At 61.8% G+C, this 12,284-nt stretch carries 7 protein-coding genes and 2 pseudogenes; 8 read left to right on the top strand and 1 reads right to left on the bottom strand.

The features are described 5' to 3' along the window. Positions 1 to 44: 44 nt before the first annotated feature. From gyrA to A7D27_RS27190, 8 genes and pseudogenes are all read left to right on the top strand, one after another. On the top strand, positions 45 to 2,807 hold the full coding sequence (gyrA, locus tag A7D27_RS12625) for a DNA gyrase subunit A (RefSeq protein WP_069560945.1): 2,763 nt from the start codon (positions 45 to 47) through the stop codon (positions 2,805 to 2,807). Between the two features lie 95 nt (positions 2,808 to 2,902). Continuing rightward, the gene (gene serC / locus A7D27_RS12620; RefSeq protein WP_069565130.1) at positions 2,903 to 3,988 is read left to right on the top strand and encodes a 3-phosphoserine/phosphohydroxythreonine transaminase; all 1,086 of its coding nucleotides are present in this window, start codon (positions 2,903 to 2,905) and stop codon (positions 3,986 to 3,988) included. Further along, on the top strand, positions 3,988 to 5,082 hold the full coding sequence (gene pheA / locus A7D27_RS12615; protein WP_069560944.1) for a prephenate dehydratase: 1,095 nt from the start codon (positions 3,988 to 3,990) through the stop codon (positions 5,080 to 5,082). Before serC ends, pheA begins: the two co-directional genes overlap by 1 nt. A gap of 87 nt (positions 5,083 to 5,169) precedes the next feature. Beyond that, positions 5,170 to 6,282, top strand: a complete 1,113-nt coding sequence (gene hisC / locus A7D27_RS12610; RefSeq protein WP_069565094.1) for a histidinol-phosphate transaminase — start codon at positions 5,170 to 5,172, stop codon at positions 6,280 to 6,282. A gap of 4 nt (positions 6,283 to 6,286) precedes the next feature. Next, positions 6,287 to 8,515, top strand: a complete 2,229-nt coding sequence (locus tag A7D27_RS12605; RefSeq protein ID WP_069565093.1) for a bifunctional prephenate dehydrogenase/3-phosphoshikimate 1-carboxyvinyltransferase — start codon at positions 6,287 to 6,289, stop codon at positions 8,513 to 8,515. Further along, positions 8,512 to 9,198, top strand: a complete 687-nt coding sequence (gene cmk, locus A7D27_RS12600) for a (d)CMP kinase (protein ID WP_069565092.1) — start codon at positions 8,512 to 8,514, stop codon at positions 9,196 to 9,198. The genes A7D27_RS12605 and cmk overlap by 4 nt, the downstream gene beginning before the upstream one ends. Positions 9,199 to 9,320: 122 nt before the next feature. Beyond that, positions 9,321 to 11,000 carry a 30S ribosomal protein S1 gene (gene rpsA, locus A7D27_RS12595; RefSeq protein ID WP_069565091.1) on the top strand — a complete coding sequence of 560 codons (1,680 nt, stop codon included), beginning with the start codon at positions 9,321 to 9,323 and terminating at the stop codon, positions 10,998 to 11,000. A gap of 105 nt (positions 11,001 to 11,105) precedes the next feature. After that, a pseudogene (locus A7D27_RS27190) lies at positions 11,106 to 11,514 on the top strand (IS3 family transposase); the annotation flags it as partial. A 149-nt stretch (positions 11,515 to 11,663) separates the two neighbouring features. Here A7D27_RS27190 and A7D27_RS12585 read toward each other — a convergent pair. Next, positions 11,664 to 12,284: pseudogene (locus A7D27_RS12585) on the bottom strand (IS5 family transposase); the annotation flags it as partial.

Here is a 12,284-nt window from a genome sequence, read left to right as displayed (position 1 = left end):
ACGGATGGCGCGGGGTTTCATCAGAAAAAGGAATCAGGCTTCTCATGGGTGAACTGGCCAAAGAAATCCTCCCGGTCAATATCGAAGACGAGCTGAAACAGTCCTACCTCGATTACGCGATGAGCGTGATCGTCGGTCGCGCCCTGCCGGACGCGCGTGACGGGTTGAAGCCGGTCCACCGTCGTGTCCTCTTTGCCATGAGCGAACTGGGCAACGACTGGAACAAGCCCTACAAGAAGTCGGCCCGTGTGGTCGGTGACGTGATCGGTAAGTACCACCCCCACGGTGATACTGCCGTGTACGACACCATCGTGCGCATGGCCCAGCCTTTCTCCCTGCGCTACATGCTGGTGGACGGTCAGGGCAACTTCGGTTCGGTGGACGGCGACAACGCGGCCGCCATGCGTTACACCGAAGTGCGCATGGCCAAGCTGGCCCACGAGCTGCTGGCCGATCTGGACAAGGAAACCGTGGACTGGGTGCCCAACTACGACGGCACCGAGCAGATCCCGGCGGTCATGCCCACCAAGATCCCGAACCTGCTGGTCAACGGTTCCAGCGGTATCGCCGTGGGCATGGCGACCAACATCCCGCCCCACAACCTGGGCGAAGTCATCGACGGCTGCCTGGCGCTGATGGAGAACCCGGAGCTTTCCGTCGACGACCTGATGAAGTACATCCCGGGCCCCGACTTCCCCACCGCCGGCATCATCAACGGCCGCGCGGGGATCATCGAGGCCTATCGCACCGGTCGTGGTCGTATCTACATCCGTGCCCGCGCCGAGATCGAGGACATGGAGAAGGGCGGCGGTCGCCAGCAGATCGTCGTCACCGAGCTGCCTTACCAGTTGAACAAGGCGCGTCTGATCGAGAAGATCGCCGAGCTGGTCAAGGAGAAGAAGATCGAGGGCATCACCGAGCTGCGTGACGAGTCCGACAAGGACGGCATGCGCGTGGTGATCGAGCTGCGTCGTGGCGAAGTGGGCGAGGTGGTGCTGAACAACCTCTACGCCCAGACCCAGATGCAGAGCGTCTTCGGCATCAACGCCGTGGCGCTGGTGGATGGCCAGCCGCGCACGATGAACCTCAAGGACATGCTCGAGGTCTTCATCCGTCACCGCCGTGAAGTGGTGACCCGCCGTACCGTCTACGAGCTGCGCAAGGCGCGTGAGCGTGGGCACATCCTCGAAGGCCAGGCCGTTGCGCTGTCCAACATCGACCCGGTGATCGAGCTGATCAAGGCCTCGCCGACCCCGGCCGAAGCCAAGGAGCGCCTGATCGCCACCGCCTGGGAATCCAGCGCCGTGGAAGCCATGGTCGAGCGCGCCGGTGCCGATGCCTGCCGCCCCGAGGACCTGGAGCCGCAATACGGCCTGCGCGATGGCAAGTATTACCTGTCCCCCGAGCAGGCCCAGGCCATTCTCGAGCTGCGCCTGCACCGCCTGACCGGCCTGGAGCACGAGAAGCTCCTGTCCGAGTACCAGGAAATCCTCAACCTGATCGGCGAGCTGATCCGCATCCTGACCAACCCCGAGCGCCTGATGGAGGTCATCCGCGAAGAGCTGGAGAAGGTTAAGGCCGAGTTCGGCGATGCCCGTCGTACCCAGATCGTCGCGTCCCAGGTCGACCTGACCATCGCTGACCTGATCACCGAGGAAGAGCGTGTCGTCACCATTTCCCATGGTGGCTACGCCAAGTCCCAGCCGCTGGCCGTCTACCAGGCCCAGCGCCGTGGCGGCAAGGGCAAGTCCGCCACGGGCGTGAAGGACGAGGACTACATCGAACACCTGCTGGTCGCCAACAGCCACGCGACCCTGCTCCTGTTCTCCAGCAAGGGCAAGGTCTATTGGCTGCGCACCTTCGAGATTCCCGAGGCGTCCCGTACTGCGCGTGGTCGCCCGCTGGTGAACCTGCTGCCGCTGGACGAAGGCGAGCGCATCACCGCGATGCTCCAGATCGACCTGGAAGCGCTGCAGCAGAGCGGCAGCGACGAGGACCTGGACGAAGCCGATGGCGTGGTGATCGAGGGTGAAGTAGTCGAGCCGGAAGCCGCCAGCGAAGGCGCTGACGACGGCGAGACCGAGCTGGCCAACGACGAGCCCACCGGGGCCTACATTTTCATGGCCACCGCCTTCGGCACCGTGAAGAAGACCCCGTTGGTGCAGTTCAGCCGTCCGCGCAGTGCCGGTCTGATCGCGCTGAAGCTGGAAGAGGGTGACACCCTGATCGCTGCGGCCATTACCGACGGTGCCAAGGAAGTCATGCTGTTCTCCGATGGTGGCAAGGTCATCCGCTTCAAGGAAAAGCTTGTGCGCATCATGGGCCGTAATGCCCGTGGCGTGCGCGGCATGCGCCTGCCGGAAGGCCAGCGCCTGATCTCCATGCTGATCCCTGAAGCCAATGCGCAGATCCTGACCGCCTCCGAGCGCGGGTACGGCAAGCGCACTCGTCTGGGTGAGTTCCCCCGCCGTGGGCGCGGTGGCCAGGGCGTCATCGCCATGGTTTCCAACGAGCGCAACGGCAAGCTGGTCGGCGCCATCCAGGTGCAGGACGGCGAGGAAATCATGCTGATCTCCGACCAGGGCACCTTGGTACGTACCCGCGTCGACGAAGTCTCCAGCTCCGGGCGCAACACCCAGGGTGTGACCCTGATCAAGCTCGCCAAGGATGAGACGCTGGTTGGGCTCGAGCGCGTCCAGGAGCCTTCCGACGATGGCGAGGACGACGTGATCGAAGGCCTTGATGATGAGGCCGTGGCCGCGGTTGAGGGCGTCGAGGGTGACGCCGAGCAGGCCGCTGACGAGTAAGTGTGGCAAGGGCGGGCCTTCGCCGGTCCGTCCGTTCGGTAGAAGAAAAACCTGCGAGGGCGCCGATGCCCTCGCGCTACCCAGTGAGAATGGATGTGAGCAAGCGAGCCTATAACTTCTGCGCCGGCCCCGCCGCGCTTCCGGACGCTGTACTGCAACGTGCCCAGGCCGAACTCCTCGATTGGCAGGGCAAGGGCCTGTCCGTGATGGAGATGAGCCATCGCAGTGATGACTACGTGGCCATTGCCGAGAAGGCCGAGCAGGATCTTCGCGACCTCCTGTCCATTCCCTCCAATTACAAGGTGCTGTTCCTCCAGGGCGGCGCCAGCCAGCAGTTCGCCGAGATTCCGCTGAACCTGCTGCCCGAGAACGGTGTGGCCGACTACGTCGAGACCGGCATCTGGTCGAAGAAGAGCATTGAAGAGGCCAGCCGCTTCGGCCGCGTCAACGTCGCGGCCAGTGCCAAGTGCTACGACTATTTCGCCATTCCTGGCCAGAACGAGTGGCAGCTGTCCAAGGACGCTGCCTACCTGCACTACGCCTCCAACGAAACCATCGGCGGTCTGCAGTTCGACTGGGTTCCGGAGGTTGGCGACGTACCGCTGGTGGTGGACATGTCGTCCGACATTCTTTCCCGCCCGCTGGACGTTTCCCGTTTCGGCCTGATCTACGCCGGCGCGCAGAAAAACATCGGTCCCAGCGGCCTGGTGGTGGTGATCGTGCGCGAGGACCTGCTGGGCCGTGCCCGTTCGTCCTGCCCGACCATGCTCAACTACAAGATCGCGGCCGATAACGGCTCCATGTACAACACGCCGGCGACCTTCTCCTGGTACCTCTCGGGCCTCGTGTTCGAGTGGCTGAAGGAGCAGGGTGGTGTCGAGGCCATGGAGGTGCGCAACAAGGCCAAGAAGGACCTGCTCTACGGCTACATCGACAAGAGCGACTTCTACACTAACCCCATTGCGCACAACGCCCGTTCCTGGATGAACGTGCCGTTCCGCCTGGCTGACGAGCGCCTGGGCAAGGACTTCCTCGCCGGCGCCGATGCCCGTGGCCTGCTCAACCTCAAGGGCCATCGCTCCGTAGGCGGCATGCGTGCCTCCATCTACAACGCCGTGGGCCTGGATGCGGTCGAGGCCCTGGTGGCCTACATGGCGGAGTTCGAGAAGGAGCGCGCGTGATGTCCGACCAGGAACTGAAGGCCCTGCGTCTGCGCATCGACAGCCTTGACGAGAAGATCCTCGAGCTGATCAGCGAGCGTGCCCGCTGCGCCCAGGATGTGGCGCGAGTGAAGATGGCGTCCTTGCCGGAGGGCGAGAAGCCGGTCTTCTACCGCCCCGAGCGCGAGGCCTGGGTGCTCAAGCACATCATGGAGCGCAACCAGGGGCCGCTGGATAACGAGGAAATGGCGCGGCTGTTCCGCGAGATCATGTCCTCCTGCCTGGCCCTGGAGCAGCCCCTCAAGGTGGCGTACCTGGGGCCGGAAGGCACCTTCACCCAGGCGGCTGCCCTCAAGCATTTCGGCCATGCGGTGATCAGCTCGCCGATGGCCGCCATCGACGAGGTGTTCCGCGAGGTTGCAGCAGGTGCCGTCAACTTCGGTGTCGTGCCGGTGGAGAACTCCACCGAGGGTGCGGTCAACCACACCCTGGACAGCTTCCTCGAGCACGATATGGTGATTTGCGGTGAAGTTGAGCTGCGCATCCACCACCACCTGCTGGTGGGTGAGAACACCAAGACCGACAACATCACCCGTATCTACTCCCATGCCCAGTCCCTGGCGCAGTGCCGCAAGTGGCTGGACGCCCACTACCCCAACGTCGAGCGCGTGGCGGTTTCGAGCAATGCCGATGCGGCCAAGCGGGTGAAGAGCGAGTGGAACTCTGCCGCCATCGCCGGCGACATGGCGGCCAGCCTCTACGGGCTGACCAAACTGTGCGAGAAGATCGAGGACCGCCCGGACAATTCCACGCGTTTCCTCATCATCGGTAACCAGGAAGTGCCGCCCACCGGCGACGACAAGACCTCGGTCATCGTCTCCATGCGCAACAAGCCGGGGGCGCTCCACGAGCTGCTGGTGCCGTTCCACAACAACGGCATCGACCTGACCCGCATCGAGACCCGCCCGTCACGCAGTGGCAAGTGGACCTACGTTTTCTTCATCGACTTCGTTGGCCACCACCGCGATCCGCTGATCAAGGACGTGCTGGAGAAGATCAATCAGGAGGCCGTGGCACTGAAGGTGCTTGGTTCCTATCCCAAAGCAGTTCTCTGAATCGACGGTCACAGGCCGCTAGCCTCTTGCTGAACAGATCCGGCGCGTGGCTTCCGGTTTGTGGCTCAAAGCTTGAGGCGTGCAGCTATGTCCTGTGACTTCCTTGCCCTTGCCCAACCGGGCGTGCAGAAACTTTCACCTTATGTGCCCGGCAAGCCGGTGGATGAGTTGGCTCGCGAGCTCGACCTCGATCCGTCCGGCATCGTCAAGCTGGCAAGTAACGAGAATCCGCTCGGCCCGAGCCCCAAGGCTCTCGAGGCCATTCGTGCCGAGCTGGCCGAGCTGACCCGCTACCCCGATGGCAACGGCTTCGAGCTGAAGCGCCGCCTGGCCGAACGCTGCGGCGTCACGCCGGCCCAGGTGACCCTCGGCAATGGCTCCAACGACATTCTCGATCTCGTGGCCCGGGCCTACCTGGCGCCTGGCTTGAATGCCGTGTTCAGCGAGTACGCCTTTGCCGTCTATCCCATTGCCACTCAGGCCGTGGGTGCTGTCGGCAAGGTGGTTCCGGCCCGGGATTTTGGCCACGACCTGCCGGCCATGCTGGCGGCCATCGACGCCAATACCCGCGTCGTCTTCATCGCTAACCCCAATAATCCCACCGGCACCTGGTTCGGCCCTGCTGCCCTGGAGAGCTTCCTCGCCCAGGTGCCGGAAAACGTTCTGGTGGTGTTGGACGAGGCTTACATCGAGTACGCCGAGGGCGACGAGTTGCCCGATGGTCTCGATTACCTGGCGCGCTACCCGAACCTGCTGGTCTCGCGGACGTTCTCCAAGGCCTATGGCCTGGCGTCCCTGCGGGTCGGCTACGGTCTTTCCAGTGCCCAGGTGGCCGATGTGCTGAACCGCGTGCGCCAGCCCTTCAACGTCAACAGTCTGGCCCTGGCAGCGGCCTGCGCAGCGCTGGACGATGCTGATTACCTTGCTGAAAGCCGCCGGATCAACGATGCCGGCATGCTTCAGTTGGAAGAGGGGGGCCGCGCCCTGGGTCTGACGTGGATTCCTTCCAAGGGCAACTTCATCGCAGTCGACTTCGGTCGTGACGCTGCCCCCATCAATGCCGCCTTGCTGCGCGAGGGTGTGATCCTTCGCCCGGTGGGGGGCTATGGCATGCCCACCTTCTTGCGTGTCTCCATTGGTCTGCCGGCGGAAAACGCCCGTTGCCTGGAGGCGCTGGCCAAGGTGCTCGCCCGTGCCTGATGTCATGACCCTGCAACGGGGCGGTCCTATCTTCGGGCGCCTGGTGGTGATTGGGCTGGGCCTCATTGGCGGATCTTTCGCCAAGGGTTTGCGCGAGAAGGGGGTGTTTGCCGAGGTGGTGGGCGTGGACAAGGATCTGGAGTCCTGCCGCATCGCCGTCGAGACAGGGGTGGTGGATCGCTGCGAGAGCGATCTGGATGCCGCCTGTCGCGGGGCTGAGGTGATCCAGTTGGCGGTGCCGATACTGGCCATGGAGAAACTGCTGGGGCAGTTGGCCGCGCTTGACCTTGGAAAGGCCGTGCTGACCGATGTGGGAAGTGCCAAGGGCAATGTGGTACGCGCTGCACGCGTGGCGTTCGGCCAGATGCCTGCGCGTTTCGTCCCCGGTCACCCCATCGCGGGTTCGGAGAAGAGCGGGGTGGAAGCGGCCAACGCGGGTCTGTTCCGTCGTCACAAGGTGATCCTCACGCCGGCAGAGAATACCGACCCGGCAGCCCTGGAGCAGGTCGACCAGCTTTGGCGTGCCTTGGGCGCCGATGTTGAGCACATGGATGTCGAGCACCACGACGAAGTGCTCGCTGCGACCAGCCATCTGCCGCACCTGCTGGCGTTTGGCCTGGTCGATTCGCTCGGCAAGCGCAGCGAGAACCTGGAGATTTTCCGTTACGCCGCTGGCGGCTTCCGTGATTTCACGCGGATCGCCGGCAGTGATCCGGTGATGTGGCACGACATCTTTCTCGCCAATCGCGAGGCCGTGCTGCGGATCCTGGACGTATTTCGCGCCGACCTCGACGCGCTGCGCGCTGCGGTCGACGCTGGGGATGGGCATGAGTTGCTGGGCGTGTTCACCCGCGCCCGCTTCGCCCGCGAGCATTTCAGCAAAATCCTGGCCCGCAGGGCCTATGTGGACGCCATGCACAATAACGATCTGATCTACCTTGCCCAGCCCGGTGGCCAAATTTCTGGCCGTATTCGCGTTCCTGGCGACAAATCCATCTCCCATCGGTCGATCATGCTCGGCTCCCTGGCCGAAGGAACCACCGAGGTGGAAGGCTTCCTAGAGGGCGAGGACGCCCTGGCGACGCTGCAGACCTTCCGTGACATGGGCGTCGTCATCGAAGGCCCTCACCATGGTCGTGTGACCATCCATGGTGTTGGCCTCCATGGTCTCAAACCGCCGCCGGGTCCTCTCTACCTGGGTAACTCTGGCACTTCCATGCGTCTGCTCAGCGGTCTGCTGGCGGCCCAGCCGTTCGACACCACCTTGACTGGTGATGCGTCTCTCTCCAAGCGCCCGATGAATCGCGTGGCCAAGCCGCTGCGGGAAATGGGGGCGGTGATCGAAACCGGCCCTGAGGGGCGCCCGCCGCTGACCATCCGCGGCGGCCAGCGCCTGACCGGGATGAGCTACGACATGCCCATGGCCAGTGCCCAGGTGAAGTCCTGCCTGCTGCTCGCCGGCCTGTATGCGGCCGGGGAGACCGCCGTTACCGAGCCGGCCCCTACCCGTGATCACACCGAGCGCATGCTCCAGGGCTTTGGCTACCCGGTGAAGGTGGAAGGCAATACTGCGAGCGTCGAGAGCGGTCACAAGCTCACGGCTTGCAAGATCGAGGTGCCTGCCGACATTTCCTCGGCTGCCTTCTTCCTGGTGGCGGCGAGCATTGCCGAAGGTTCTGAGTTGCTGCTCGAGCATGTTGGCATCAACCCAACCCGTACCGGGGTGATCGATATCCTCAAGCTGATGGGGGGCGACATCACCCTGGAAAATCAGCGCGTGGTGGGTGGCGAACCGGTTGCCGATATCCGCGTTCGGGCAGCAAAGCTCAAGGGCATTGATATTCCCGAAGACCTGGTGCCCCTGGCCATCGATGAGTTTCCGGTACTCTTCGTCGCGGCTGCATGCGCGGAGGGGCGTACCGTGCTACGTGGTGCGGAAGAGCTGCGGGTCAAGGAGTCCGACCGTATCCAGGTCATGGCCGATGGCCTGCAGACCCTGGGCGTCAAGGCGGAGCCGACCCCGGACGGTATCGTCATCGAAGGTGGCCCGATGGGCGGTGGTGAAGTCTGGGCGCATGGCGACCATCGTATCGCCATGTCCTTCACGGTGGCGTCGCTCCGCGCCGGGGCTCCGATCCGAATCCATGACTGCGCGAACGTGGCGACCTCCTTCCCGAACTTCCTTGGGCTGGCTTCGCAGGTCGGAATCCGCGTAGCGGAAGAGGGCAAATGATGAGTGGCGTACCTGTCATAACCGTCGATGGCCCGGGAGGCTCCGGCAAAGGCACCCTGTGTGGCTTGCTGGCCAGGCGCCTGGGCTGGAATCTGCTCGATTCGGGTGCGCTTTACCGCCTCTTGGCATTTGCTGCGCGCAACCACGGTGTTGACCTCACCAATGAGGAAGCGCTGACGGTTCTGGCGGCTCATCTGGACGTGCAGTTCCTTTCCGCGGCTGATGGCAGCCAGCGCATCGTGCTCGAAGGCGAAGATGTGTCCAATGTGATCCGAACCGAGGTGGTAGGGGCGGGCGCTTCCCAGGTGGCAGCCTTGCCGGCGGTTCGCGATGCGCTGCTGGAGCGCCAGCGTGCGTTCCGTGAGTCCCCCGGCCTTGTTGCGGACGGTCGTGACATGGGGACCGTCGTATTTCCCGAGGCGCCACTCAAGATATTCCTCACCGCAAGCGCCGAGGAGCGCGCGCGACGCCGCTATCTCCAGTTGAAGGGCAAAGGCGAGGATGTTAATCTGCCGAGTCTACTTGACGAGATAATCGCACGTGACGAGCGTGATACGCAGCGTGCGGTGGCTCCGCTTAAACCGGCGCCCGATGCGATCCTGCTGGATTCCACCGATCTCTCGATCGAGCAGGTGCTGGAACGTATTCTCAGTGAGGTCGCAACTCGCGATCTCGCCGGGTAACCCAGAGAGGCATGCGGGAAGACCAGTCTAAAGCCCCGCAAGACTCTTTTTATATGAACAAACCCACATTGTCTGGAGTGTGGCTTTGGGTGAATTCTCGCCCTTGATCAACAGGAATCAACATGAGCGAAAGCTTTGCAGAACTTTTTGAAGAAAGCCTGAAATCCCTCGACATGCAGCCCGGTGCGATCATCACCGGCATCGTGGTCGACATCGATGGTGACTGGGTCACCGTTCATGCCGGTCTGAAGTCCGAGGGTGTCATCCCGGTCGAGCAGTTCTACAACGAGCAGGGCGAGCTGACCATCAAGGTCGGTGACGAAGTGCACGTTGCGCTCGATGCTGTGGAAGACGGCTTCGGCGAAACCAAGCTGTCCCGCGAGAAAGCCAAGCGCGCCGAGTCTTGGATTGTTCTGGAAGCGGCTTTCGCTGCCGAAGAAGTGGTCAAGGGCGTTATCAACGGCAAGGTCAAAGGTGGCTTCACTGTCGACGTCAATGGCATCCGTGCGTTCCTGCCGGGTTCCCTGGTCGACGTGCGTCCGGTGCGTGACACCACTCACCTGGAAGGCAAAGAGCTCGAATTCAAGGTCATCAAGCTGGATCAGAAGCGCAACAACGTTGTCGTTTCCCGTCGCAGCGTCCTCGAAGCCGAGAACAGCGCCGAGCGCGAAGCTCTGCTGGAATCCCTGCAGGAAGGTCAGCAAGTCAAGGGTATCGTCAAGAACCTCACTGACTACGGTGCATTCGTTGACCTGGGCGGCGTAGATGGTCTGCTGCACATCACCGACATGGCGTGGAAGCGCATCAAGCATCCGTCCGAAATCGTCAACGTTGGTGACGAGATCGACGTCAAGGTCCTGAAGTTCGACCGTGAGCGCAACCGCGTCTCCCTGGGTCTGAAGCAACTGGGCGAAGATCCGTGGGTTGCCATCAAGGCCCGTTACCCGGAAGGCACCCGCGTCATGGCTCGCGTCACCAACCTGACCGACTACGGCTGCTTCGCCGAGCTGGAAGAAGGTGTAGAAGGCCTGGTGCACGTGTCCGAGATGGATTGGACCAACAAGAACATCCACCCGTCCAAGGTCGTTCAGGTCGGCGACGAAGTGGAAGTTCAGGTTCTGGATATCGACGAAGAGCGTCGTCGTATCTCCCTGGGTATCAAGCAGTGCAAATCCAACCCGTGGGAAGATTTCTCCAGCCGCTTCAACAAGGGCGACAAGATCTCCGGCACCATCAAGTCGATCACCGATTTCGGTATCTTCATCGGTCTTGAAGGTGGCATCGACGGTCTGGTTCACCTCTCCGACATCTCCTGGAACGAGGTTGGCGAAGAAGCCGTACGCCGCTTCAAGAAGGGCGACGAGCTGGAAACCGTCATCCTCTCTGTTGACCCGGAGCGCGAGCGCATCTCCCTGGGCATCAAGCAGCTGGAAGACGATCCGTTCTCCAACTACGCATCTCTGAACGAGAAGGGCAGCATCGTCCGTGGCACTGTCAAGGAAGTTGACGCCAAAGGCGCTGTAATTTCCCTCGGCAACGATATCGAAGGCGTCCTGAAAGCCTCTGAAATCAGCCGTGACCGCGTTGAAGATGCTCGCAACGTGCTGAAGGAAGGTGAAGAAGTCGAAGCTAAGATCATCAGCATCGACCGTAAGAGCCGCGTCATCAGCCTGTCCATCAAGTCTAAGGACGTGGACGACGAGAAAGACGCAATGAAGGAACTGCGCAAGCAGGAATCCGAAAGCACTGGTCCGACCACCATTGGTGATCTGATTCGTGCGCAGATGGAAAACCAGAACTAAGTTCGGGCAGTTCATCGCATAAAAAGGCGACCTTCGGGTCGCCTTTTTGTTTTGGTTGTACCGTCCTGAATATCGTTTACACCTTCCCCTTATTTCAGGAGAGTCCTGGTAGCAGAAGGTATCCGTAGCAGTCAGCGTGATTACACGCTAGCTTTTAAGCTGGCAGTGGTCGATCAGGTCGAAAAAGGCGAAACGAGCTACAAGGAGGCTCAGGCTCACCACGGCTCCAAGGCCGTTCAACGGTGCTGGTGTGGTTAACGCAAGCATGGCCGGCAGGACTGGAGTCAGGGAGCCTCCATTCGATCCGCTAGGAGCAAGCCGATGTCCGAACCCAACCTGCCACTGACGACGGAGCAGCGCATCAAGGAGCTGGAGCAGCACTGGAAGTCATGAGCCAGAAAGCCCAGTTCTTCGAAGTGGTTGTGAATGTGCTGAAGAACGGCTACGGCGTGTCCGTTGCAAAAAAGCGTCCCGGCAAGTCCTCACGCAAAAGCAAATCCCAACACTGAGCGTTAGGGAAGGTCTGAAATAGGCCACCATTTCTGGCCGACTTCGGTCGCTACCGATTTTGAAAGAGGCTCGCTGATCACATAATGGTCAGATCGCTCGCTTATGTTGCCGTTACTGACCGCCGCAAGTAGTCTGCGGAGGTCATTTCCCTCATCACAGGCGCACCTCTCCTGCGGTGGCCAGCAAATGTCGACGTGCCATCCACAGGTTCGACAGTGCTACGAGATGTGACCATCTGTACCGTGTTCTTCACCAGGCCACGAAACCGCACCTTGGTGTAACCAAACTGGCGTTTAATCACGCGAAACGGATGCTCGACCTTCGAGCGCGTCTGCGCTTTGGCTTTCTCGATGCTGCGGTATGCCTTGTACAGTGCACTTTTCTTTCCGTGCTTTTCGTACGTGCTGCGCCGAGCCGCGATCTGCCAGATGACCTTGCGCCCCTTATGCTCCTCGCGCTTCTCGATGCCCGTATAACCGGCGTCAGCAGCCACCCTGTTCTCTTCACCATGCAGCAACTTGTCCACCTGGGTGACGTCCGCAGCATTGGCGGCTGTGACGTGGATGTGGTGCACCAGCCCCGACTCGACATCGACACCGATATGTGCCTTGGCACCGAAGTAATACTGGTTGCCTTTCTTGGTCTGGTGCATTTCAGGATCGCGTTTGCCTTCCTTGTTCTTGGTCGAACTGGGCGCATGAATCAGCGTGGCATCGACGATGGTGCCTTGACGCAATGACAGGCCGCGGTCGCCCAGGTAGCCATTGATGACAC

It is taken from the genome of Pseudomonas sp. 1D4 (assembly GCF_001728925.1).
Taxonomy (GTDB): domain Bacteria; phylum Pseudomonadota; class Gammaproteobacteria; order Pseudomonadales; family Pseudomonadaceae; genus Metapseudomonas; species Metapseudomonas otitidis.
The sequence above is the reverse complement of the archived record's forward strand: the minus strand, read 5'-3'. Positions and strand labels throughout refer to the sequence as shown.